Source organism: Metabacillus mesotrionivorans, from assembly GCF_052171315.1.
Taxonomy (GTDB): Bacteria; Bacillota; Bacilli; order Bacillales; family Bacillaceae; genus Bacillus_P.
In genome coordinates, this window is sequence record NZ_JBQMFF010000006.1 from 58,176 (window position 1) to 81,838 (window position 23,663).

Sequence of the window (23,663 nt, forward strand, 5' to 3'; positions counted from 1 at the left end):
AAAACATTTAGCTTATCTAATATCTCGAAATCTATTTAGTTAATCATACTCCTAAATCCCAACATTTTGAATATTTAGATGATAGAAAGATTGTATTTATTTTAAACCCGCCCTATTCATTTGTGAATGATTGTAACACCGAGGGATATAAAAAGGACCTCTCGCTTTTACAAGAGGTCCCAATCATCAAGAATTTAAAGTTTGATCTTTTTTATTTAAGACAGATGGATTCGGGGAGTCCTCGTGCTTATATTCATTCTCCCAGAAATCTGCGTTTTTAATTCCGAGCTTAACCGGGTCAAAGACAGGATCAAGCCCCTTCTTCTTCTGTTCTTCGTAATCCTTTAAGGCAAGAAGGGCAGGCTTTGCCAGAATGAGAATGGCGATAAGGTTCAGCCAGACCATGATTCCAAGCCCCACATCACCGAGTCCCCATGCAAGAGTTGCCGTTTTAACAGATCCATAGAACGTTGCTCCAAGTAAAACGGCTTTTAAGAGGAACATCGGTATCTTATTGCTTTTCCCGCGGGTCAGATAAGCAATATTCGTTTCTGCAATATAGTAGTAAGCCATTATAGTCGTGAATGCAAAAAACAGCAGTGAAATTGCGACAAACCCTGCACCGAAACCTGGAATCGGAATAACTGTTTCAACCGCTGCCTGTGTAAAGACAGGTCCAGGCTCAACATCGGCACCCATTTCATTAACGATATAATTGCCGTCTGGATCGACTGTATTGTACATTCCGGTAAAAAGAATCATAAAGGCGGTTGCAGAACATACAAAAAGCGTATCAATATAAACAGAGAATGCCTGTACTAATCCCTGCTTGGCAGGATGAGATACTTCCGCAGCAGCGGCAGGATGTGCACCTGTCCCCTGTCCGGCTTCATTCGAATAAATCCCGCGCTTTACCCCCCATGCGATAGCCATGCCCACAATGCCCCCAAATGCCGAGTCAAAAGCAAATGCACTTCTGAAGATCAGCGACAAAACAGCTGGAACTTCCGAGATGTTCGCAGCAATAATAATAAGGGATACAAGAATGTAGCCTAAAGCCATAAAAGGAACGACAAATTGAGCAACATTTGCAATTCTTTTAACTCCGCCGAAAATAATAAGTGCTAAAACCGCTACAAGACCTACACCCGTATAAACAGGGCTCAGACCAAACGCATTTTCAAGCCCCAGAGCAATAGAGTTAGACTGAACTCCCGGCATTAAGAGACTCATAGCAAGCAGGGCTGCTACAGCAAACGTAATGCCGTACCACTTCCAGCCTGTTCCTTTTTCAATATAATAAGCCGGACCCCCGCGGTACTGTCCATCCTGATTCACTTTATAGATTTGCGCAAGAGTGGATTCAATGAAAGCACTTGAGGCCCCGATAAAAGCGATTGTCCACATCCAGAACACTGCACCGGGGCCACCGAATCCGATTGCTGTTGCAACACCCGCGATGTTACCGGTTCCTACACGGCCGGATAACGCGATTGATAGAGCCTGAAAGGATGAAACACCAGCTTCTGAACTTTTCCCCTGAAACATGAGCATGACCATGTCTTTAATATGACGGACTTGCAAAAAACGCGTTAAGATTGAAAAAAGCAAGCCAATTGCCAAAATCGTGTAAATAACAGGATCGCTCCACAACACCCCATTAATTTTTACAACAAGTTCTTCCAATTAAAACCCTCCCCTTAATACAGAATTTTCTTTCTTTTTAGATTATAAGGGATAAACCAGGACTGTACAATCACTATTTTGATAGAATATGTGCCATGAGTGGTGCGTGAATACTATGTAAACGGCAACAAACCTGCTGCAACAGCCTCTTTTTCCTTACATACAATGTAAAAAAACCTAACATTAATACCAAAAAAAGTGCGCCTATAAAGGCACACTTTTGTTTCCAAGAAAAAGATCGGGATAATCCGTTATAATGGCTGAAACACCGGCTTTTTTAAATATCTCCAGTTGATCTGTCTGATTAACCGTATAGACCCTCAGCAAGTAGCCTGCTTCTGCTGCACGCTTGCCTGCCGGAGATGCTGCATATGCGCTCTCACAATGGAGCGCGTTCGCACGGACTTTCTTTGCTTCATCCATCATGTTGGACGGAATCCCCTGAAAAAGGAGTGCCGTTTCAGCGCTCGTGGTCAGATCACGGACTTTTCCCATGCTGCTGAATTGAAAAGAAGAAAGGATCACCGATTTCTTCATGCCCGATCTTTCGATGCATTGGAGCACGTTCTCCTCAAGCCCTTCATACGGAAACACATCGTTTTTCAGCTCAATGTTTACTTTCATATCCGGCCTTTTAGATTTAATATAGTCCAAAACATCCCGAAGGGCAGGAATCGTCTCTCTGGAAAAGCGTCTGTTAAACCAGCTCCCGGCATCAAACAGCTTCAGCTGTTTATACCTGAAGTCTCTGACAAATCCGATGCCATTTGTCGTTCTGTCAATTCTTTCATCATGAATCACAACCGCTTCGCCGTCCTTGGTGAGCTGAACATCCAGCTCTATACCGTCTGCCCCTGCTTCACAGGCAGCCCGAAATGCCGCCATCGTGTTTTCGGGATGTTCTCCGCTGCAGCCTCTGTGTGCAAAAATCTCCATGTACCTTTCTGCTCCCTTCTGCGGTCTCTATAATAAAACGGAAAAGAAGAACTGATGATTCTGCATGCAATCATCAGTTCCCTCCCTTATTTCCCTTGCTTTTTACCTGCCGTTTCAAGCGCACGGTCGATCTCAGCCGCTGCCTGGTCCAGCGCCTTTTGAGGATCCATGCCCTGATACAGGCTTTCCATTCCGGAAACCACTTTTTGTCTTGATTCAGGGAAAACAGAAATCAGCGCTCCCTGTGTTGCTGTATTTGCTTTTGTGTCATGAAGCTGGTCAACGGTTACTTTCAGCTGCGGGTATTTTTCCCACTGCTCTTTTACGATTTCCTCTTCATAGGCTGCAGGGTTAATAGCAAAGTATCCTGTTTCCACGTGCCATTTCGCCTGCACTTCAGGTGTTGAAAGATACTTCATAAACTCCCAAGCGCCCTTTTGCTTTTCTTCGCTTATGTCTTTAGACATCCAAAGTGAAGCACCGCCGATGATAACGCCCTGGCGTTCTGCTTCATCAGGTACAGGCAGATAAGAAACTCCTACTTCAAACGGTGCATTATCAACAAGTGCTTTAATGCCTGCAGAAGAATCCAGGAACATCGCCATCTTCCCTGACTGGAATGCCGCTCTCATATCGTCCCAGTTTTGTCCGGCATTGTAGAACGTTCCGTCTTTGTACATGTCATTGATCAAATTAAATACGTTTAGGCCTTTTTCGTCATTAAACGTTGCTTTCGCAGCGTCTCCGCCTCTCCCATTCTCATTGTCTACGTATTCGCCGCCCTGTACAGCAAGCAATTCTTCAAAAAACCATCCGTAATTCAAAATTGAGAATCCGTATTGAGACGTATTTGAACCTTCTTTCACCGTCAGTTTTTCAGCAGCAGCTTTCAGCTCATCGTACGTCATCGGAGCTTTTTCAGGATCAAGGCCCGCTTTTTTAAAGGCATCTTTGTTGTAAACAAGAACAGGTGTTGAGGAGTTAAACGGCATTGAATACTGTGTGCCGTCAACCGTGTAATAGTTCGAGATATTTTTTTCCCATTGAGATGTATCAAAGTTCTCTTCATCGATAAACTTTTGGACAGGCTGGATTTTTCCGCTGTCGATCATGTATTTTGTTCCAACTTCAAATGTCTGCATGATGGAAGGCGCCTCTTCTGTGCCCGCAACCGTGTTGAATTTTGTCAGTGCTTCTTCATACGTTCCCTGAAACACAGGTTTTACTTCTACCTCGTCCTGTGATTCATTGAAATCTGCGGCTAAATCGTTCAAAACAGTTTCAAGCTCTCCGCTCATGGCATGCCAGAAAATCACTTCCGTTTTGCCGCCTGCATTTTCAGCAGATGCTTTGTCTTCGCCGCTTGTTCCTGCTGAGTTTGAACATGCACCAAGGATGATTAATAGAATAGAGGATAAAATAACTGCCAGTTTCTTCAATTTACTTCGCTCCTTTTATTTGATTGCACCTTGTGTTAAGCCTTTCTGGAAATGCTTTTGTCCGACAAACAATAACAATAACGTCGGCAGAATCACGACTACGGCTGCTGCCATCACCACCCCCCATTGAGACGAGATTTCCTGCGACTGCATCTGCTTCAGCCCGATTTGGACGGTTCTGACTTTTTCATTGTTTGTCACAAGCAGCGGCCACAGATACATGTTCCACGTTGTTAAAAAACTGTAGATCCCAAGTGTGATCAAGCTCGTTTTAGAAACAGGCAGAACGACCCTCCAGAAAAAAAGGAACCGGCTGATGCCTGCAACCTGGGATGCTTCATAAAGCTCAAGAGGAATGGTTTTAAATTGCTGCCGAAGGAGAAACGTACCGAAAGCCAGCGCAAAAAACGGAATCGTCAGACTCGAGTACTCATTGATCCATCCAAGCTTCTGAACGGTTAAGAAGTTCGGCACCATCGTAGCTTCCCAAGGAATCATCATCGTGGAGATGAAGACCATAAACAGCAGATTTCTCCCTTTAAAGGGAATAAACACAAAGGCAAAGGCGGCAAGGCTCGAAACAGCAAGCTGGCCGATCATCACAATGACCGAAACAAAGAAGCTGTTCCAAAGGAATTGAAGAAGCGGTACCTTTTCAAAAGCTGCCGTATAATTATCAAGCGTCACTTTCTCCGGCAGCAGCTTGCCCTGGAGCACTTCCCCGCCCTGCATGAAACTGATTAAAAAGGCATAAATGATCGGAAACATCATCAGAAGGGCTGCCAGAATCAGCAGAACATACATGAGGAATTTCTTAGCTGCACTCATCTGTAATGCACCTTCCTTTCACCGATCTTAAACTGAAGAATGGTCATAGCAAGTATGCCGAGGAAGAGAATAACTGCCTGGGCACTTGCAGATCCGATGTTGTAATTAATAAAGGCATCCTTGTAGATGGAATACACAATCACGTTTGTTGATTCCATCGGTCCGCCCTTCGTCAATATATCGATTTGTCCAAATGTCTGGAAAGCATTAATGAACGAAACCGTAATGACGAAAAAGAGTGTAGGAGACAACATCGGAATCGTGATTTTTCTGAGCTGATAGAAATAGCCCGCTCCTGATATTCTCGCACTCTCGTAAAGCTGCTCATCGATATTCTGAAGGCCTCCCAAAAGAATGAGAAAAGAGAAACCCGCATTCATCCAAATGGTAGATACCGAGACGGCAAGCAGGGCGTATTTAGGATCAAGCAGCCACTGAACCTCTGTAAAACCAAGAGTTCCGACAACTTTGTTGATCACACCGATCGCCGGATTGTACATAAACATCCAAATAACAGACGACGCGGCCACACTCATTCCCATTGTCGAGGAGAAAAGTGTTCTGAAAAAGCCGATGCCCCTGAGCTTTTCATTGGCAATCAGCGCCAGAAAAAGGGAAAGGACGACCCCTGCAGGCACGGTATACACCACAAACAGAAGCGTTGCTTTCATGCTGTTCTGAAAATCAGGAGACTGCAGGAGATACGTATAATTCTCAAGGCCGGTAAAGCTTATCGGCACTCCTTGTCCATCTGTCAAAAAGAAGCTTAAATATATCGTTCGGAACATGGGATAAAACAAGAACACCGAAAACAGCACAATAGAAGGAAGCAGATAAAGCATGCCCTCTCCAAATGAACGCAGCTGAACCCTTTTTTCCTGCCTGACTTCCCCGCGTGCTAAAGCAGCAGGAGCTTCATTCACGTTCATATGAAGGCCTCCTGTCCAAGCAAGCGGCCAGACTCCCTCGGATGTGAAAGGAGGCATTCACCGGATTGTCTGTCAAAAAGAAACACATCTTGCTCAGCCACATAAAACGGAAGCTTATCCCCGACTTTCACGTCCCACTGGCCATTCCATTTCGCAAGCCACTGCTTGTTTCCGCCAATAAAAAAGGAAATAAGAGTTTCCGTGCCGAGAATTTCGACATTTGCCACCTCGGCAGAAAAGGTCGCCTTGCCTGAAGCCAGCTGAATATGCTCCGGCCTGATTCCGGCAGTCAATTTCCGTTCGAAAGCAGGAAGACTGCCTGAAACCGGAATGGTATGCTGATTTTCAATCATGATGGCATTGCCCGTAATATCTGCCGGCGCGAGATTCATAGGCGGCGCACCGATAAACGATGCTACAAACTCATTTGCAGGATTGTTGTAGATCTCAAGCGGCCTGCCGATCTGCTGAATTTCTCCGTTGTTTAAAATCATCATCTTATCTGCCATCGTCATCGCTTCTGTCTGGTCATGCGTGACATAAATCATCGTAATACCGAGTTTGCGCTGAATCTGGCGGATCTCTGACCGCATTTTCGCTCTCAGCTTGGCATCAAGATTGGAAAGAGGCTCATCCATCAGACAAATAGGCGCATGCGTAACAATCGCTCTTGCAAGAGCAACCCGCTGCCTCTGCCCTCCTGACAGCTGTCTTGGCTTGCGCTTAAGCAGGTCAGATAACCCGAGCATCTCGGCAGCCTCATGACAGCGCTGCTTTTGCCCCGCCTTTTTTATTTTTTTCGTATGCAAACCGAAGGTAATGTTTTCTTCAACCGTAAGATGGGGATACAACGCATAATTCTGGAAGACCATCGACAAGTCCCGCTTGCTCGGCGGAAGAGCGTTCGCCGTTTTCCCGCCGATGACAAGCTCTCCGCCTGTCACCTCTTCAAGCCCTGCAATCATTCTGAGCATCGTGCTTTTGCCGCAGCCCGAGGGACCGACTAGGACAAAGAATTCACCCGGTTCAATCACTGCGCTGATTTCTTTTATGACATCCGTTTTAGAATCATAAGATTTCGAAACGTTTTTCAGTTCAACTTTTTTCATCTGCCGTCATGCTCCTTTCCTTCTGCGCATATTTCTTCCAAAGCCATGCTCTGCCTGTTGAGGCCGCAAGAGCTCCGCTTTCAAGCGCCTCTTCAATATGCCCCGCATTCTGGATCAGGCCGCCCGTAATGATGGGGACATCTGTTTCATGCTTTACTTTTCTGATCATTTCAGGGATCAGTCCCGGCATAATCTCAAGTGCATGCGGCTCAATTTCATTCACTGCTTTCAGTCCGTTTGCCAGTGCGTCTGAATCAATCAGGAAGAGCCTCTGAATGGTCAGCAGTCCCTCGTTCTTAGCCAGCTGAATCAGAGAACTTTTCGTCGTCACAATCCCTGTCGGCCTGACAAACTTGGCAATGAACCTCAGCCCTTCCCGGTCATAGCTGATCCCGGGAATCTTTTCAAGGTGCAAAAAGACATGACGATCGTTCTTTTTCAGAAGATCCACATACCGCTTAATGACACTGATGTTCCCCATCAGCAGAAAAGCAGACTGAATATCCGTCTCAAGGAAGCGGTCAAAGCTTTTGGGATCTTTAATAGCTGCAATTAGCCTGTCTTCATGCAGCCGGCTGATAAATTCCTGATGCGTATCCAATGCTTTTTCAGCTCCCTTTTTTCATCTATAGGCAAAACAAAAACCATAAAAAAACGCGGGTTCTCTAAAAACACCTATGTTTTTTTATGGTTTCTCATATTCTCAACCAGAGTTTATTCACTTGTCCTTCACAACTACAATCTTACCTGCCGAACGTAAAGTGAGTGTGAAGGTGATGTGGATTTGTGTGAAGGGATTGTTAGAAGATTGTAAACACAAAAGAGAAAGCGCCTTGTTCAGATCCGACAGGCAGATAAGAATCCAGCGGAAAAGTCCGGATGTGACTTTTTTGACGGATTTGTTCTGACAGAGGATCTAGGCGCTTCCGCTTGCCGAGGATAACTTAGTAAGATCATACAGACTTTTTCTTTTTGGCTCACCTAGTAAAAAAACCTTCCGCACAAAATACGGAAGGTTAACGTTATTTCACTTTTGTCCGAAGCTGGGATTTTCTGATCACCTGATTAATCACTTCAGAAAAGACAAGACCGATCGCGATGGAACCGGAAATCATAAAGGCTTTTGCTGCAAGCGTAATCGCCGTATTGTAGTCATTTTCCACAAAATTGCGCATGGCATCATAGGCCATTCCCCCAGGCACTAACGGTATGATTCCGGCAACGCTGAAAATAATGATTGGCGTCTTGTAGATCTTCGCAAACACCTGGCTTGCAACCGCCACAAACACAGCAGCGATGACAGTCGCAGGCACTGCGTCATATCCGAGCCCGACGACTGAAATATAAATAAACCACCCGGACATCCCGACGAGTCCGCATTTGACCAGAGACGGTTTTGGCGCCTGAAAAATAATGCCGAATGCAGCAGTTGATATAAACGCTGTCAGCAGCTGTCCAATTACCCACATCATTCATTGCTCCTTTAAAATAGTAAAAATACAACCGCAATTCCAGACCCAATCGCAAATGCCGTCAAGAACGCTTCCGCTCCCTTTGAAAGTCCTGAAATCAAATGCCCGGCCATCAGATCCCTGACGGCATTTGTAATAAGCAGTCCAGGAACAAGCGGCATGACTGAGCCGATAATCACCTTATCCATCTCTGAGCCAAACCCTGTTTTCACAAACAAATAGGCAAACAACCCAATCACAAAGGATGCCAGAAATTCAGAGAAAAATTTAATCGGCACAAGGCGGTGAAAATAAATTACCGAAATAAATCCCAGTCCGCCCGCAAAAACCGCAGGCAGAAAATCAGACCACTGCCCCTGGAACATAATTAAAAAACAGCCGCTCGCTATTGCTGCTGCAAGCACCTGCAGCCCAAGAGAATAAGTGGAACTCGCCTCTTCAATCTCTTTTAAAAGATCATAGGCCTGATCCACATTAAGCTCACCGCTGCTGATTCTCCTGGAAATGGCATTTACCTTCGTCACCTTATCCAAATCCGTCGTCCGTTCCATAATCCGTATCAGCTTCGTCTTCGTCGGCTCTTCCGTTTCAATGGAGAAAATAATGCCTGTCGGCGTTACATAGCTGTGTGAATTCCTTACACCGTATGAGGCTGCGATCCTCATCATCGTATCCTCCACCCGGTACGTTTCCGCGCCGCTGATCAGCATAATCTTCCCCGCCAAAAGGCAAACCTCCATAATTTCATAAGAATAATTTTGCTGCGTCTCCATCTATCCGTTCTCTCCAATAGGCTTTTAGTTTTGATGTTAGGTTTCAGTTTAGCTGAGTTTTTGGGGATTATCAATTTTTGCATGAAAATATGCGGGAGGGCGGGGCCTCAGCTTCTTGTTTAGTACCACCAAACTTTGTTTTTCATCTCTTGAGGGTCCTTATCCGCTTGTTGAGTGCCATCAAACTTTGTTCCTCGTCTTTTGAGGGTTCTTATCCGCTTGTTGAATGCCACCAGACTGTCATTTCCGTCTCTTGATGGTTCTTATCCGCTTGTTGAGTGCCACCAAGCTTTGTTTTCCGTCTCTTGATGGTTCTTACCCACTTGTTTGGAACCACCAAACTTTGTTTTTCCGCCTCTTGATGGTTCTTATCCGCTTGTTGAGTACCACCAAATTTTCATTTACGCCTCTTGAGGGTTCTTATCCCTCCCCAAACAAAAGAGACCTCCTCTAAAAAAGAAGGTCTCTTTTCACTCATCCTCTAATATAAGCACTCTCTTCATTCGCCTTAACCATAAACTCAGACTGCAGCAGTCTTACTTCAAAGAGGCGCAATGGATCGTAGTAAATTTCAGGATTTGATTTCATTTTTTCAAGTGCAGCTTTGCTGCTTGAGATGCTTGTTTCTGACTCCCTGATCGTTTCATCTACGTAAAGAATCGGGTCCTGATAGAAGATCACGATGTCGGATTTGAGCGCTTTTTCAAAGAGATCAAATTCCAGGAAGAATTTCTTCGAGATCTCGGCTGTGATTTCTTCATAGTTTTTGCTTTCCACATATTTTTTATATTGTGTGTAAAGCATAGATTTGTTTTGCGGAAGGGCAGCAAACAGTTTTCCTGCGCTTTTCAGGAGAAATTCTGTCGGCTTGAACCGGAGCAGGATGTTTTGTTCTTCAACGTCTGCTCTGCTTGTCATGCGGTTCAGGTCCCTTCTCCAGTCTTCTAATACCTTAAAGTCGCAAACAAGCTTCATTTTTTCCTCACCGTACAGGCCGTTAAATGATGTGCTCATCTCGTTCAGGTAGCCCTGGCTTTCATTGAGCTCTTCGTTTGTCCGGGCAAGCCATTCGCGAAGGGCTGTCTGAAGTTTAGGGATCAGGTTGTCATGGACATATGTGCCGATTTCCTCGTTCATTTTACGGTTCAGCGTAATGTGAAGCTGGCTGAAGTCGCTGTCTTCTTTAATATGAGCTGAGCAGCCGCGCAGGATTTTTGGAAGCTCGAGCTTCAGGTCACGCTTCATTTCAGCTGTTGCTTCGCGGTATGAAGCCGTGATTGCTGCTGCTTTTTCCTGTTCGACGTCTCTTAAGTGATTCATGAATCCGTTCAGTCTCACTAAAATATCTTCGTTCCATTTGACGGTTTCCACAAGGTGGTTCTCTGTTTGCACACGCTTGTTCAAGAGGTCAGTAAGCGTTCTGCGGATATAATGCAGCAGTTTCGCTGTACGTTTCTCTTCATGCTTTGCTCTGCGCGTGCTGAATACAGTTGAAAGGAATTCACCCAGTCCTTTCATATTTCCGGATGAAAAGGCGAATACCTGGGACTGAGGGAAAAACTGATTAATGGTTCCCTGAAGATCCTCTGCCGCTCTCCGTTCGGCCGTGTTCAGGACAAAATGGAACGGCGTGTTAAGCGCATATTCCTGAAGCTGCCTTAAAATTTCAAGCTCCTGCTCATTAAAAGGCGTGTTTCTGTCAAGCACAAACAGCATTCCATCTGAAAGCGGCAGGAACTCTGCCGTTTGTGCGATGTCGCTGTTCCGGCTGATTTCAGCTGTATGCAGGAGAGCCAGACGGTTGTCTTCAAGCAATTCTGCAGGCCACTTCACTTCAGTCCAGACATCCGGGGAATCAATCAGCTCCGACTGATCGGAACGCTTTTCTGTTCCGTTGTCTGTAATCTGGTTCATCTCAGCCAGATCACCCTCCGAGCGGACGAAAACCGGTGAACTTGTTTCTGTTACAAGGTTTTCGCCAAGGATTCGGTTAATCATCGCTGCTTTTCCGCCTTCAGGTGTTCCGCTCACAAGAACGTGGGATGTGTTTAAATCTGCAAGCTCGGAAACAAGCCATTTTTTCTGATAACCGACCTCTAAATGGTTATTTTCAGCCCATGCCACGAGTGATTTGAACAGATCAAGGCTGTAGTCAAATCTGACGCTGTCGTGCTCTGAATCAAAGATTAATGTTTCTGCTGTTTTCAATGATTCTGCATCCATAGAGGCAGGGAAAATCTCGTTCCAGGCAAGCACTGCCGTAGCTGCAAACAGAGCTTTTGACTGATTGGCAAGCTTCTGCCAGTTTGACAGAAGAACAGGGACGATGTCTTCCAGTTCTTTCACAAGATACGTGCCGTTGATGATGCTTAAATAGGTGTTCTGATGTATATCAGACATTTTCGACCAGCTTTCAAACGGCTGAACCTCCACGTTAAGGAAAATCGTGTTGACCGTTTTCAGCCATGAAAGATAAAACTCTCCGTTCCGGTAGCTGTCCCACAGAGAGGCAGTGACACGCTGGAACAGTTTCTGGTTTTTGCGGTAAAGAGAAATGAGCGGCTGATAGAAAAATTCCGGGTCGAATGATTTTGTGTAGCCTGCCTGAACGTATTCATCAAGCAGTTCAAACCATTCCGGCTCCTCTGTCCGCAGGCCTTCATTAACAGCAAGCTCGGCAGCCATTTTCCAGTCCTGCCGGTCTTCATAAAACGACCGGGCAAGATCTGTCACATTCGGATAATCGGGATCGAGATCAAGAGCTTTTTTAATAACCTTATAGGCAAGCTCAATTTTCTCTCTCAGGAGATAAAGAGAAAACAGCTCAAGAGCGACTTCCATTTTTAACGTCTTAGAGTCGCTTTTAATGCCCGTATAAATATCTTCGGCTGCAGAAAGATGACCAAGCGCATAATAGGAATCGGCAATATTCTTTCGCGCCCATGGCTCAAGCTCATTGCTGATGTTCTCCCATTTAAAAATCGCTGTTTCATAGTCCTTGTTATGAAAATAAATCTCGCCCTGGGCATAACGGATATAGGAAAGATCGATCACTTCTTTTGCCTGCTCCTCAAAGTGAAGCTCACCGAGAACCTGAACAGGCTGCTCTGTTCTGCCTTCCATAAAACGTTCGAAATATGATTTATGAATCAGCTGTTTATCGTTTGTCATAGTATCCTCCACCTAACGTACGCTAGAAACTTATATAATGATCTATTCTATCAAAACTTTCTCCTATATGGCTTAGTTTGTGTTACCCCTTTTCTGAGGGTTTCACACCGACTATCGATCTAGTTAGTGGGATATTCATCCAAATATAGTACAGCGAATACGATGAATACGGGTTTTACGCTGAAATAATTGGCTGAAATTAGAAAATACCCGCTGAATTGTTTCACAGGTTGTGAAGATCATCGTACAAAAGACTTATTTTGTTTTTGCGGTTTTCTTATAAAAACAAAAAGAGAGATTCCTCTCTCTTTTGGCTGAATGCTATTTAAAATAGTTTTGCCCTCTCTTCATCATCCCGAGTTCCTGCGGAATGAGAAGCTTTGAGAGAGGAGTATCCGGGTTCAGGATGATTCCCGTCTGTTCGTCAAGCATCTGCAGAAGCTCTTTGAATGGAACCTGAACAGCCGTGTTTTTCTGAAACATTTTCCGAATGGGGAATTCCGATGAGAAGACCGGAAGAAGTTTTTTTTGTTTCTTCTCCATGATGTAGACGTGATCCAGGGAAAATGGACTGTTCTTTTGGAGGCCCTGCTTTTGTACAAGCCAAACGCTGCTGTCTTTTAAAACGTCGTAAAAACCGGCGACTTTCTCATTGCTGCTCATGGCATCAATCAGGGCTTTTTCTAAGGTGTTGAATGGTGTGCTCATTTTTCGCCAAATCCCAGAATCGGACTTTTCTTCTCTTGAATCGTGACGTCTTGAATGCTTACTTTTTTGATGTATTCATATTTGCCAAGCGAAGAAAAGCCGAGTTTGTCTACAGAATCAGGGTCTATTGACTTGAGGATAACCGTTCCGTTCTCTTCGTTTACACCTTCAATCGCGAATTCCTGGCCGCTGTAGTTTGCAGACAGCTTATATTCATACGCATTTTCAAGCTCTGACTGGTCAATTTGCTTAACGAACACATTCTTTTTAAGCCCCGCTGCCTGAAACCCGTTCTGAGATGAAGCTTTATCCCGCGTCCGAAGAGTCACTTTTCCGCTTCCTTCGGGAATGATCGAGTATTCCACACCTTGATAAATCCCGTATTCTCCTTTTTTAATCATCGCTGTTTAACTCCTCTATGCTATAAAATCGCTGATCATATTTATCGTACATGCCGACAAGTTCCTCTGTGCCGTCCCTAACAATATAAATTTCAGCGGCACTTGGACGGGCATTATTGCCGTAAATGGTTTCGTACTCAGGCACAATTTCCCCGTTCTCTGCAGCTGTAAATCCATGCCCTGTCTGCGGGTAGCTGATGTATTCGTTCGGTTTGGCTGCATGCGGACTGTTCATTTCCTCTGCATAAGGAATTTTGAGCCGGTCGCTTTGATCGGTGGTAAATCGGATGACGGCATATTCTTTGTCCGGCGCAAACGGAGTATTCGGATAATCCATTCTAAGAGAATGATACATATCCGCTGAATCCGTAAGATCGCTGACATCTTCCATTTTGGCAATACATCCGCCGACATCTGTTATGTCACCGGATAAATATAAAGCAAGCTTCTCCCCGTCAATGACTTTTTGCAGGACAGTAGTGCTTGTGACAGGCGGAACCGCCTCCCGGACACGATGCATGCTGTCCAGTTCTTCAGGCGTAAGATCTTTATAGTATGAAGCCTGGAGGTCTAAAAACTCATCCTTCGTGAGTCCAGCCTCATCCAGCACACCGTTAATCTCTGCAGCAAATCCTTTCCCCTGCGGAAGCTTCGCAAAATCAAAACTTGTGTCCATGCCGTGAGTGACGGTTGTAAGTTTAGGTACAGTCGGCGCCCCGTCCGGCACATCAGTAAGTTTCGCAGCTTTGCCGAGCTTGTCAATTCCCTTTCCCCCAAGCAGACCAAGCCCAATAGAGACAATCCCGTATGTGAAAAATTCCGTCCTGCTGTACACATCTCCATTGATCACTTTTGTTTCCCACGCCTCCGTCAGCGTGTTCCACATAGTTTCAAGCGTTTCAAGGGGATGGATAATCGCATCCCACATCGCTTCGTACGTTTCCCATTCAAACAGAGACACAAGGCCGTCCCATGCATCTGTGAGGCCGTTGCTTGCTCCGTCCCACAGCCCCGAGAAAAAACCGCCCCAGCCCGAAGAAGCAGATGCTTTTGCGGCCTCATCTGCTTCCCTCATGCCAGACGCAGTATTTTCAATATGTCTCTTGGCATCCTCAGTCAATGTATGAAAACGATTGACCAAGTGCCTGATTTCTTCCTGAAGATCGAGTGCTGTGCTCACTCTGGCGACAGATGTGAAGCGCAGCCTTGCTGATTCCCAGCTTAAAAGATCCAATGCATCACCGGTATAAGAGCGGGAACTGTCAATTCGACTTGCGAATGATTCAAGTTCTTCCGGTCTGATTTTTATTTCCATGAATAGCTACCTCTCCTTTATCCCGTGAATGCGGATCTTTCTTCTATGCGAAAGTATCTGCAAGATTTCTAAGTCTTGCAATTTCCCCTCTCAGTTCCTGGTACAGCTCATCTTTGACATCATCTATTTGAAAAGCAACAGAACGGATTTCTGCATGGATGCTTTCATAGGCAAGCTTTGCCTGACCTGTCCATTCATCTGCATACTGCTGGTGGCTCGTTTCAAAATGAAATACCCCGTCATCAAACGTGCCCATGGCATTTTTGATGGCAGCAAGATACGCTTCAAGTTCATCTGCATCCCGGTTGTATTCAGCCTGTTTTCTTTTCCTCTCCAAGTCTTCAAAGAAGTCCTCGATCGTATCCAACAAGTTCTTTCCACGTCCTTCTTCCTGTTTTAGAAGCATCTTACTAGTTATGTTAAAATATGGGGATGATTCCTACAACTATCTATTAAACTATTTTTGCATATAGGCGAATATGACTAGAAATCAAATTCACCTTTCCTACTATTAGAATATATTGAAAACTCCGTACAGTTTATTCCTTCCTTTAAAGGTTTATTTTATACAAAAAAGCGGCGCAAGCCAAGAAACAGCTGAATTCATTTGAATAAATGCCGCGGGAAACTTATAATTGTAAAATGAACTGATGATTTATGGATATAATGAAGGTTACATAGAAGAAAGGACGATACATTTTGGAAAATAACTCGTCAAATTTTATTAAGACTATTATGAAAGAAGATCTGGAAAGCGGCAAGCATTCGACTGTCATCACACGCTTCCCTCCTGAGCCAAACGGCTATCTTCATATCGGACATGCAAAATCGATCCTTATTAATTTCGAACTTGCCGATGATTTCGGCGGCAGAACAAATCTCCGTTTTGATGACACGAACCCTCTCAAAGAAGATCAGGAATACGTTGATTCCATTAAAGAGGATGTAAAGTGGCTGGGTTATGAATGGGACGAGCTTCATTTCGCATCCAACTACTTTGAAGAAATGTACAATCGTGCGGTTCTGCTTATTAAAAAAGGAAAAGCTTATGTAGATGATCTGACGCCTGATGAAATCCGCGAATACCGAGGCACACTTACTGAGCCGGGAAAAGACAGCCCATACCGCAGCCGTTCTGTGAAAGAGAACCTTGAGCTGTTCGAGAAGATGCGGGCAGGCGAATTCGAAACAGGAACCAAAGTGCTGCGTGCTAAGATTGACATGTCTTCGCCGAACATGAACATGCGCGACCCGGTCATCTACCGCGTTTCTCACGCTGTTCACCATAACACAGGTGATGCTTGGTGCATCTATCCGATGTATGACTTTGCCCATCCTTTGGAAGATGCGATTGAAGGCGTTACTCATTCCATCTGCACAACCGAGTTTGAAGACCATCGCCCTCTCTATAACTGGGTTGTTGAAGAATGTGAAATGGAAACGAAACCGCAGCAAATCGAGTTTGGTCGCCTGAATATCACAAATACGGTCATGAGCAAGCGCAAACTGAAACAGCTTGTTGATGAAGGTTTTGTAGACGGCTGGGATGACCCGCGCATGCCGACTGTATCCGGTCTAAGAAGAAAAGGCTACACGGCTGATGCCATCCGCAATTTTGTAAGAGAAACAGGCGTATCCAAAGGGTACGGTGCGGTTGATGAGGCGATGCTTGAATATTATGTTCGCGAGGACCTGAAGCTGAAAGCACCGCGCACAATGGGCGTGCTCAAGCCTCTTAAAGTTGTGATTACCAACTATCCTGAAGGACAAACGGAAATGCTTGATGCAGAAATCAATCCGGAAGTACCTGAAATGGGCTCACGCCAAATTCCATTCGGACGTGAAATCTACATTGAACAGGACGATTTCATGGAAGACCCTCCGAAAAAATATTTCCGCCTTTTCCCTGGCAACGAAGTTCGCCTGAAGCATGCTTACTTCATCAAATGTGAAGAAGTCATCAAAGATGAAAACGGCCAGGTCATTGAGCTCCGCTGCACATATGATCCGGAAACAAAGAGCGGCACCGGCTTTACAGGCCGTAAAGTAAAAGGCACCATTCACTGGGTGGAAGCATCGCAGGCCGTTCCTGCAGAGTTTCGCCTGTACGAGCCGCTTATCCGCGATGCAGACCTTGAAGCAGAGAAAAGCGAAGAAGAAGCAGAGGAAAAAACATTCCTCGATTTCGTCAATGAAAACTCGCTTGAAGTGGCGCAAGGCTTTGTCGAGCCAAACATGAAAGATGTAAAGGCACACGACAAATTCCAGTTTTTCAGACACGGGTACTTTAACGTTGACCCTAAAAACTCGACTCCCGAAAAAGCGGTCTTCAACAGAATCGTATCGCTTAAGAGTTCGTTTAAATTATAATAAACCTGAAAAGACCTGATTTCACCAACTGAAATCAGGTCTTTTTCCTATTTTTATTCAAAACATTTCTTCATCTTTCGTCAGCGGTCTATGTTAAAATCTGTCGTTTCATGAGAAGTAAAGTCGAATACACCTGAGATTCTTCCCATTTCCCCATCAGCGCCCCGAACTTTGATGAACATTGTGTGGTTTTACATATTTCGGAATGCGGTATAAACGTACTAACAAAGAAAATAAGCGAATGTCCAAATACATATTTATTCGAAGGGAGGAACGTGAGATATGAAGATCAAGGCAGGGAGCTGGAGAATGCTCAGCGCGAAGGAAAAACAGTTCATTTTACAAGCCGTCAGCCACCGGGTGAAAAAATAATGAAATAGCTGTATTGAGCGCGGGGATTCCAGAACTCCCTGCCACATGTAGAAAGCAGCCGGAAACCCTCCGGCTGCTTTCTTAGTGTCTGCTGCTTATTTCCACCATCCATCAAACTTGCTTGCAGGCAGCTGGCGCTTGTGTTCGGTCATCAGATAGCGCTTCTCTACTTTAGACGCGACTTCTTCTGATACCGGTTTTCCTTCAAGGTAATCATCCAGCTCATCATACGTAATTCCGAGCTCTGTCTCATCTGCCTGCTGAGGTTTATTATCTAGCAGGTCGGCTGTCGGCACCTTCAGATACAGCCTTTCATCTGCACCAAGCTCCTTAAGCAGACTTCTGCCCTGACGTTTGGACAAACCGGCAAGCGGAAGCAGATCGGCGCCGCCATCTCCGTATTTTGTAAAGAAACCTGTTACAGCTTCGGCTGCATGATCGGTTCCAATGACAAGCAATCCTTCCTGTCCGGCGATTGCGTACTGTGTAATCATGCGCGTTCTCGCTTTCACATTCCCTTTGTTAAAGTCGCTCAGCTTGTCATCCACTGCCTGAGCGTACTGATTCTCAAAAGATTCGACCGTTGATTTAATGTCAAATGTGACTGAATGATCCGGCTTAATAAACGCAAGGGCAAACTGTGCATCATCTTCATCGTGCTGCACACCATGAGGCAGTCTGACCGCAATAAACTTCGCCTCTTTCATGCCTTCTTCTCTCAATTCTTCCACCGCAAGCTGCGCAAGTCGTCCTGCAAGCGTAGAATCCTGTCCGCCGCTTATGCCAAGGACGAATCCTTTAGCATGCGCTTTTTTGACATAAGCCTTTAAAAAGTCAATCCGTTCTCTGATTTCGGCCTTCGGATCAATTTCAGGTTTAACATTCAAGTCATTTCTAATTTTCTCCTGCATGCTCATCTTCATTGCCTCCTAATGATATAAAGAATGATTTTTGATGTATTCGTAACAGGCATCAGGCAGCAAATAGCGCGGCTCTCCGCCTTTTGAAAACTCATCTCTGATGTATGTAGAACTGATTTCCATAGCAAGCCCCTTATCAATCAGGTGAAAAGTGGACCCGTCATCATGGTTTCTGAGAAGCGGCGAGCGGGAAATCGTCCGCAGCATATCAATGCCTTCCCTTGCCATGACGATGAATTTATTGCTCGCGACCAGTTCCTGATCGTACTTCCACTTGCCGTCCGCAATATCCACAAGCAAATCGGCACCCATAATAAAATAAATCTCATCGTTCGGGTACTTCTTCTTAAAGTGCTCAAGTGTGTAGTACGTGTATACATTCCAGGCCTCCTGATTAATCTCATAATCATCGGCGAGGAACTTATCATTTCCTTCAAGTGCAAGCTGAAGCATATTCCAGCGGTGAAGATCGGACGTTTTCATTGCTTTGTCTTTCCTTTTTCCCGAACACGGCAGGAAAATGACCTTATCCAGCCTGCAGCGGTGTGCTACTGTACTTGCTGTCCACAAATGAACATTTGTTACCGGATCAAAAGATGACCCGTAAATTCCGATCTTCCCCATTTTGCTTCTCTCCCATCAGGCTTCTGTTTAGTTATTTCCCTCTTCAATCATTTCTTTAACCTTTGTTTTTACTTCTTCGATGTTTCTCATTTTGTTCTCCCAGCAAGCTTCGCTCAAGTCAACCGGATACTCCTCCGGGTGCATCGTCCGCTTGTACTCATCCCAGAGCACATCCATGTTGTCTGCCGCATATTGCTGAATTTCCTGAAGCTCAGGCAGCTCATATACAAGCTTTCCATCTTTGAAAATATCCTGATGAAGATCCTTCGCTTCAAAATTTGTCACAAACTTGCTGACAAACGTGTGAACCGGATGGAACATTTTCAGGCGCTTTTCAGACCCTGGATTTTCATCCTCAAGGGCAATGTAGTCCCCTTCTGATTTATGGTTCAGGGTATTGATGATTCGGTAGACCTTCTTAATGCCGGGTGTTGTTACTTTCTCCGGGTTTCCGCTGATCTTAATCGTATCCTGCATCTTGCCATTCTCATCTTCAATTGAAACAAGTTTATAGACAGCACCGAGAGCAGCCTGATCGTAAGCGGTAATCAGTTTTGTGCCAATCCCCCATGAATCAATTCTTGCCCCCTGTGACTTCAGGTTGATAATTGTGTTTTCATCAAGATCATTTGAAGCAATGATCTGTGTTTTCGTGAATCCTGCTTCATCCAGCATTTTTCTTGCTTTTTTTGACAGATATGCAAGATCGCCGCTATCCAAACGAATCCCTTTGAAATTGATTTTATCGCCAAGCTCTTTTGCAACCTTGATTGCAGTCGGCACACCTGATTTCAGCGTATCGTACGTATCTACAAGGAACACGCAATCCTTATGGCGGCGCGCATATTTATGAAAAGCTGTATATTCATCGCGGTATGCCTGCACCAGAGCATGAGCGTGCGTGCCTGCAACCGGAATGCCGAACATTTTCCCTGCACGGACGTTTGATGTAGCATCAAATCCGCCAATGTAGGCAGCGCGCGTTCCCCAGATGGCTGCATCCATCTCATGAGCCCGGCGCGTTCCGAACTCCATTGCACTCTGCTCCCCGACCACATGCTTAATGCGCGAAGCTTTTGTCGCAATCAATGTTTGGTAATTCACAATGTTCAACAGCGCTGTTTCCACAAGCTGTGCTTCAGCAAGCGGCGCTTCGATCCGGAGAATCGGTTCATTGGCAAAAACAAGCTCTCCTTCAACCATCGACCTTACATTGCCCGTGAAACGCACTCCCTTTAGATACTCCAAATAGTCTTCTTTATAGCCAAGCTCATCACGAAGATATTCAATATCACTTTCCGTAAAAGAAAAGTGCTGCAAGTATTCCACAATCCGCTCAAGACCTGCAAAAACCCCGTAGCCGTTGCTGAAAGGCAGCTTTCTGAAAAAAACCTCAAACACCGCCCTGCGGTTGTGCATCTTGTCTTCCCAGTAGGTTTCCGCCATATTAATCTGGTAAAGATCTGTATGAAGCATCAAGCTGTCATCTGTGTATTTCATCATTGGAACCTCCATCTATCTATTCAACCTTCGCATTCAGGCTATGTTTAAAATGAGAAAGCGCCCACGCATGCCCGTCCTGATTAAAACTTGCCGTTGCTTTTTCATAAACCGTTATGCTGAACCCCTTATTGTAAGCATCTACAGCTGTATGCAGCACACAAATATCTGTACAAACCCCAACCAGATGAACCTCTGTTATCCCTCTTGCGCGAAGCTTGAGCTCAAGATCCGTCCCTGCAAACGCGCTGTACCTTGTTTTATCCATCCATTGTACATGACTTTGCTCTTTATTCTGTTCATAAATGCCTTCAAGCTTTCCAAAAAGCCTGCGGCCGTCTGTTCCTTTTAAGTTGTGAGGGGGAAACAAAGCTGTCTCAGGATGAAAAGGATCATTTTGTTCATGCACATCAATGGCGAAAACGACCAGATCACCCGCTTCAAGAAAGTCTTTCGTTACGTTTACGATCTCCTCTTCTATTACCTGACCCGGCTTTCCGCAAGTTAAAGCCCCGTCATCCGCTACAAAATCCACCGTATAGTCAATGTTAATTAACGCTCTTTTCATTAAAGTCCACTCCCCTATAGTATTTAACACTTAATGAATTGTTAATTATCAAATCTAGTAACGCGCTGTATAAATCGGTTTCACAACATCCATTTCAACAAATGTATAAAGCTGTGTAGGCTTTTTTGATGTTCTCGAAGTCTTCCCCTCTGCCTCTTTAATAAATGGCAGTGTTTTAATTTTCCGCGAAAAGGACTGCTCGCTTACAATCGCCGGATCATTCGTGACCGTTTTAAGCACTGCCTGCAGCTCTGAGTAAGTAAAAAATTCAGGAAGAAAATTCTTCGCCACAGTCGACTGCAGCAGATCGTTTGTAATGACTTTGATCGCATCCTCAATAATTGTCCGGTGATCAAAGGCCAAGTCGAGCTTCAGCACTTCTTTCACAGAAAACAGCTCAACCTCGGCCGCATCATCCTGCGCTTTTCTCAATGAGAGGGAATGCTCAGGCACAATCGCATAATGGGCATTGGAGATGATCCATCCGCGCGGATCGCGCCCAGGCTGATCATACACGCCGAAATGCTTCACATGCACCCCGGAAACACTCGTTTCTTCTTCCAGCTCCCGCTTGGCTGCTTCAAAGGCCGACTCATCCTCCTGAACGAATCCTCCAGGAAGCGCCCATTTGCTCGCCTCAATATTCGGATTTCCCTCCGCATCAAGTGCAGCACGCTGAATCATCATCAGCTTCAAATCCATCAGAGGCGGTTTGTACTCCCCGTCAAACTCAGACACAATCGTAAACACACAAATATCGGACGTATACCCATCAGGAGTTCTGTATTTTTTTATATCATACTTCTTTAGAGCTTCATCATTGGACATCTATACAAACTCCTTCGGTTTTTATAATTAACAAGTTGTTAATTGTTAATTTATTTATACTCTATTCTTCGGAATGTGTCAACGGATTATGTGCGGAAAATGAAAAAACCTTGAAGACGATTGGATTCAAGGTTTTGGGAATGTGTATTTAGAAGGGAATGATCTGATGGCGCAGGTGATCGTTAGTGTTACCCTGTATTTCTGTGCCGCTGGTTTATAGGGTTACATTTCGTTTTTTTGGTACCCTATAATTCTGCTCCGCCGTTTTATAGGGTTGCATTTTGCCTTTTTGGTACCCTATAATTCTACACCGCGGGTTTATAGGGTTGCATTTTGCCTTTTTGGTACCCTATAATTGTGCACTTCCAATTTATAGGGCAGCATCTTCATCCAAACTACAAAAGTTACCTTCGGACAATAGCTTCGTCCTGTTCTTTGAGCATATCCAAATTGGCGCGGGTGTCTTCCAGATTTTTCTGAACGACAGCAGTATATTGAGCGACAAATTGATGAAGAGCCGCTTCACGGTCCAGCCATTTCTGCGTAAAGTCCAGCTTATTTTCGCCCGCTTCTCCAGGCACGTCCAGGGTCAGAGCTTCAAGCGCCCGCCGGACTTCATTCAGTTTTCCAATCATCTCTGCATGATTCAGTTTAATCTGGGTCATTTAAACAGCCGCCTTTGCAAGTCGTTTATTTTGCTGCCGATCTCGTCCAATGCATCATCACCTATGGCCAACAGCTTGTCCGCCTCGTTTGCAAGCCCGCTTGCTGCGCTGAGCATATTCAGCTGAAAACTCAGCCCGTCGATTCGATCTTGTATGCTTCCTTTATATTCATCATAATCGTATTCTGCAATGTTCCTCATGATTTCATAGGCCTGGTTTCGATCATCATAAAAATCCTCAGCCCTTAAACCTTTCCACAGCTGGTCCAGCTCAGGGTCCAAAATCTTTCTCATCTCACCAAGACATGCTGACTGTTCCCGTTCAATCTGCTGCCTGGCACGCTCCAAACGGCTGATCTGGCCGTTCAGTTCTGACATTTGATAGGATATGACACCGTGAATTTGATTCAGCATTTCTGAATAGTTCAAGTTGATCACCTCTAATTAGCGAAAGATTATTTCCATATTTTATAGCATAAGGAAGATGGTAGCATTGTTGAACAGGACTATCAGCCTTCCTTCCAAGGTTATCTCGCACTTTCGGCGAAGAGCTTTCCTGAGTTTGTGCTGTTAACCCAAGTTAAGCACACTTTCAACAATGCCCGCTTCTCTGTTTCTGTTGTTAATTCAAGTTAAGAACACTTTCAGCTAACCGTGCTTCTCTGTTTCTGCTGTTAATTCAAGTTAAGAACACTTTCAACAATGCCCGCTTCTCTGTTTCTGCTGTTAAATTAGCACTTCCGGGTGAAGCGTTTCTGCCGCTAACTCAGCCCTTCTCTATAAAAAAAGAAATGCACAGTATGCATTTCCTAGTCTTCATCCTTGATGTCAATGTCTTCAGGGATCGGCTTGCTGAGCCATTCCTCAAGCTGTTCTTTGTAGGTTTCCATCTGCTCGAGATGGGTGGTGAACTGGTCTTTATTGATCAGGTACTGCTCTCCGTCATGGACGGCTCTGATTTTTTTCTGAAGTATCAGCGCTTCGATGTAGTTTTCAGGCATGGACAGGTGCTCTGCGGTTTCTTTTATTGTCAGGTACATGTGATTTTCC

General features: G+C 44.9%; 23 protein-coding genes. 1 reads left to right on the plus strand and 22 read right to left on the minus strand.

Annotation, left to right across the window (positions count from 1 at the left end; genetic code table 11):
• Positions 1–186: 186 nt before the first annotated feature.
• From ACTSEZ_RS15875 to ACTSEZ_RS15940, 14 genes are all read right to left on the minus strand, one after another.
• Complete coding sequence (locus tag ACTSEZ_RS15875) at positions 187–1,686, minus strand: alanine/glycine:cation symporter family protein (protein ID WP_369735208.1); 1,500 nt, start codon at positions 1,684–1,686, stop codon at positions 187–189.
• A 204-nt stretch (positions 1,687–1,890) separates the two neighbouring features.
• On the minus strand, positions 1,891–2,622 hold the full coding sequence (locus ACTSEZ_RS15880; RefSeq protein WP_369735209.1) for a glycerophosphodiester phosphodiesterase: 732 nt from the start codon (positions 2,620–2,622) through the stop codon (positions 1,891–1,893).
• An 86-nt stretch (positions 2,623–2,708) separates the two neighbouring features.
• Complete coding sequence (locus tag ACTSEZ_RS15885; RefSeq protein WP_369735376.1) at positions 2,709–4,052, minus strand: ABC transporter substrate-binding protein; 1,344 nt, start codon at positions 4,050–4,052, stop codon at positions 2,709–2,711.
• A gap of 24 nt (positions 4,053–4,076) precedes the next feature.
• Positions 4,077–4,889, minus strand: a complete 813-nt coding sequence (locus ACTSEZ_RS15890) for a carbohydrate ABC transporter permease (protein WP_369735210.1) — start codon at positions 4,887–4,889, stop codon at positions 4,077–4,079.
• A complete protein-coding gene (locus ACTSEZ_RS15895; protein WP_369735211.1) occupies positions 4,886–5,818 on the minus strand; it encodes a carbohydrate ABC transporter permease in 933 nt (310 codons plus the stop codon). Before ACTSEZ_RS15895 ends, ACTSEZ_RS15890 begins: the two co-directional genes overlap by 4 nt.
• Positions 5,815–6,927, minus strand: a complete 1,113-nt coding sequence (locus ACTSEZ_RS15900; RefSeq protein ID WP_369735212.1) for an ABC transporter ATP-binding protein — start codon at positions 6,925–6,927, stop codon at positions 5,815–5,817. Before ACTSEZ_RS15900 ends, ACTSEZ_RS15895 begins: the two co-directional genes overlap by 4 nt.
• Positions 6,914–7,528 carry a glycerol-3-phosphate responsive antiterminator gene (locus ACTSEZ_RS15905; protein WP_369735214.1) on the minus strand — a complete coding sequence of 205 codons (615 nt, stop codon included), beginning with the start codon at positions 7,526–7,528 and terminating at the stop codon, positions 6,914–6,916. Before ACTSEZ_RS15905 ends, ACTSEZ_RS15900 begins: the two co-directional genes overlap by 14 nt.
• Positions 7,529–7,949: 421 nt before the next feature.
• Complete coding sequence (locus ACTSEZ_RS15910; RefSeq protein WP_369735378.1) at positions 7,950–8,396, minus strand: threonine/serine exporter family protein; 447 nt, start codon at positions 8,394–8,396, stop codon at positions 7,950–7,952.
• Positions 8,397–8,410: 14 nt separating this feature from the next.
• Positions 8,411–9,172 carry a threonine/serine exporter family protein gene (locus tag ACTSEZ_RS15915; RefSeq protein WP_369735215.1) on the minus strand — a complete coding sequence of 254 codons (762 nt, stop codon included), beginning with the start codon at positions 9,170–9,172 and terminating at the stop codon, positions 8,411–8,413.
• A 474-nt stretch (positions 9,173–9,646) separates the two neighbouring features.
• A complete protein-coding gene (locus ACTSEZ_RS15920; protein WP_369735217.1) occupies positions 9,647–12,343 on the minus strand; it encodes a GTP-binding protein in 2,697 nt (898 codons plus the stop codon).
• Between the two features lie 321 nt (positions 12,344–12,664).
• On the minus strand, positions 12,665–13,051 hold the full coding sequence (locus ACTSEZ_RS15925; protein WP_369735218.1) for an SseB family protein: 387 nt from the start codon (positions 13,049–13,051) through the stop codon (positions 12,665–12,667).
• Positions 13,048–13,452 (minus strand): UCP033725 family protein, encoded by a 405-nt coding sequence (locus tag ACTSEZ_RS15930; protein ID WP_369735219.1) that lies wholly within the window; start codon positions 13,450–13,452, stop codon positions 13,048–13,050. Before ACTSEZ_RS15930 ends, ACTSEZ_RS15925 begins: the two co-directional genes overlap by 4 nt.
• Positions 13,445–14,767 (minus strand): hypothetical protein, encoded by a 1,323-nt coding sequence (locus ACTSEZ_RS15935; protein WP_369735220.1) that lies wholly within the window; start codon positions 14,765–14,767, stop codon positions 13,445–13,447. Before ACTSEZ_RS15935 ends, ACTSEZ_RS15930 begins: the two co-directional genes overlap by 8 nt.
• A gap of 43 nt (positions 14,768–14,810) precedes the next feature.
• A complete protein-coding gene (locus tag ACTSEZ_RS15940) occupies positions 14,811–15,134 on the minus strand; it encodes a hypothetical protein (protein WP_369735222.1) in 324 nt (107 codons plus the stop codon).
• 332 nt (positions 15,135–15,466) lie between these two features.
• Here ACTSEZ_RS15940 and ACTSEZ_RS15945 point away from each other — a divergent pair, with 332 nt between their 5' ends.
• Complete coding sequence (locus ACTSEZ_RS15945; RefSeq protein ID WP_369735223.1) at positions 15,467–17,137, plus strand: glutamine--tRNA ligase/YqeY domain fusion protein; 1,671 nt, start codon at positions 15,467–15,469, stop codon at positions 17,135–17,137.
• Between the two features lie 467 nt (positions 17,138–17,604).
• Here ACTSEZ_RS15945 and nadE read toward each other — a convergent pair whose 3' ends face one another.
• The 8 genes from nadE to ACTSEZ_RS15985 form a co-directional block, all read right to left on the minus strand.
• Positions 17,605–18,426, minus strand: coding sequence for an NAD(+) synthase (gene nadE, locus ACTSEZ_RS15950; RefSeq protein WP_369735224.1), 822 nt, complete (start codon positions 18,424–18,426; stop codon positions 17,605–17,607).
• Positions 18,427–18,438: 12 nt separating this feature from the next.
• Positions 18,439–19,053: a nicotinate (nicotinamide) nucleotide adenylyltransferase gene (nadD, locus tag ACTSEZ_RS15955; protein ID WP_369735225.1), complete on the minus strand. Its 615-nt coding sequence runs from the start codon at positions 19,051–19,053 to the stop codon at positions 18,439–18,441.
• A gap of 27 nt (positions 19,054–19,080) precedes the next feature.
• On the minus strand, positions 19,081–20,556 hold the full coding sequence (locus tag ACTSEZ_RS15960) for a nicotinate phosphoribosyltransferase (RefSeq protein ID WP_369735226.1): 1,476 nt from the start codon (positions 20,554–20,556) through the stop codon (positions 19,081–19,083).
• Positions 20,557–20,572: 16 nt separating this feature from the next.
• A complete protein-coding gene (locus tag ACTSEZ_RS15965; protein ID WP_369735227.1) occupies positions 20,573–21,121 on the minus strand; it encodes a cysteine hydrolase family protein in 549 nt (182 codons plus the stop codon).
• Positions 21,122–21,175: 54 nt separating this feature from the next.
• Complete coding sequence (locus tag ACTSEZ_RS15970; protein ID WP_369735229.1) at positions 21,176–21,949, minus strand: NUDIX hydrolase; 774 nt, start codon at positions 21,947–21,949, stop codon at positions 21,176–21,178.
• A 404-nt stretch (positions 21,950–22,353) separates the two neighbouring features.
• Positions 22,354–22,614, minus strand: a complete 261-nt coding sequence (locus ACTSEZ_RS15975) for a YwqI/YxiC family protein (protein ID WP_369735230.1) — start codon at positions 22,612–22,614, stop codon at positions 22,354–22,356.
• Entirely contained in the window at positions 22,611–23,042 is a 432-nt protein-coding gene (locus ACTSEZ_RS15980) for a DUF5082 domain-containing protein (protein WP_369735232.1), read from the minus strand. The genes ACTSEZ_RS15975 and ACTSEZ_RS15980 overlap by 4 nt, the downstream gene beginning before the upstream one ends.
• Before the next feature lie 380 nt (positions 23,043–23,422).
• Positions 23,423–23,653 (minus strand): excisionase family DNA-binding protein, encoded by a 231-nt coding sequence (locus tag ACTSEZ_RS15985; protein ID WP_369735233.1) that lies wholly within the window; start codon positions 23,651–23,653, stop codon positions 23,423–23,425.
• Positions 23,654–23,663 lie beyond the last annotated feature (10 nt).

Excerpts from the sequence above, each read along its gene's own strand:
- ACTSEZ_RS15895 (WP_369735211.1), bottom strand. The coding sequence starts at position 5,818 with ATGAACGTGAATGAAGCTCCTGCTGCTTTAGCACGCGGGGAAGTCAGG.
- nadE (WP_369735224.1), bottom strand. The coding sequence starts at position 18,426 with ATGAGCATGCAGGAGAAAATTAGAAATGACTTGAATGTTAAACCTGAA.
- ACTSEZ_RS15900 (WP_369735212.1), bottom strand. The coding sequence starts at position 6,927 with ATGAAAAAAGTTGAACTGAAAAACGTTTCGAAATCTTATGATTCTAAA.
- ACTSEZ_RS15970 (WP_369735229.1), bottom strand. The coding sequence starts at position 21,949 with ATGTCCAATGATGAAGCTCTAAAGAAGTATGATATAAAAAAATACAGA.
- ACTSEZ_RS15890 (WP_369735210.1), bottom strand. The coding sequence starts at position 4,889 with ATGAGTGCAGCTAAGAAATTCCTCATGTATGTTCTGCTGATTCTGGCA.
- ACTSEZ_RS15965 (WP_369735227.1), bottom strand. The coding sequence starts at position 21,121 with ATGAAAAGAGCGTTAATTAACATTGACTATACGGTGGATTTTGTAGCG.
- ACTSEZ_RS15925 (WP_369735218.1), bottom strand. The coding sequence starts at position 13,051 with ATGAGCACACCATTCAACACCTTAGAAAAAGCCCTGATTGATGCCATG.
- ACTSEZ_RS15960 (WP_369735226.1), bottom strand. The coding sequence starts at position 20,556 with ATGATGAAATACACAGATGACAGCTTGATGCTTCATACAGATCTTTAC.
- ACTSEZ_RS15985 (WP_369735233.1), bottom strand. The coding sequence starts at position 23,653 with ATGTACCTGACAATAAAAGAAACCGCAGAGCACCTGTCCATGCCTGAA.
- nadD (WP_369735225.1), bottom strand. The coding sequence starts at position 19,053 with ATGGGGAAGATCGGAATTTACGGGTCATCTTTTGATCCGGTAACAAAT.
- ACTSEZ_RS15975 (WP_369735230.1), bottom strand. The coding sequence starts at position 22,614 with ATGACCCAGATTAAACTGAATCATGCAGAGATGATTGGAAAACTGAAT.
- ACTSEZ_RS15935 (WP_369735220.1), bottom strand. The coding sequence starts at position 14,767 with ATGGAAATAAAAATCAGACCGGAAGAACTTGAATCATTCGCAAGTCGA.
- ACTSEZ_RS15915 (WP_369735215.1), bottom strand. The coding sequence starts at position 9,172 with ATGGAGACGCAGCAAAATTATTCTTATGAAATTATGGAGGTTTGCCTT.
- ACTSEZ_RS15930 (WP_369735219.1), bottom strand. The coding sequence starts at position 13,452 with ATGATTAAAAAAGGAGAATACGGGATTTATCAAGGTGTGGAATACTCG.
- ACTSEZ_RS15910 (WP_369735378.1), bottom strand. The coding sequence starts at position 8,396 with ATGTGGGTAATTGGACAGCTGCTGACAGCGTTTATATCAACTGCTGCA.
- ACTSEZ_RS15920 (WP_369735217.1), bottom strand. The coding sequence starts at position 12,343 with ATGACAAACGATAAACAGCTGATTCATAAATCATATTTCGAACGTTTT.
- ACTSEZ_RS15880 (WP_369735209.1), bottom strand. The coding sequence starts at position 2,622 with ATGGAGATTTTTGCACACAGAGGCTGCAGCGGAGAACATCCCGAAAAC.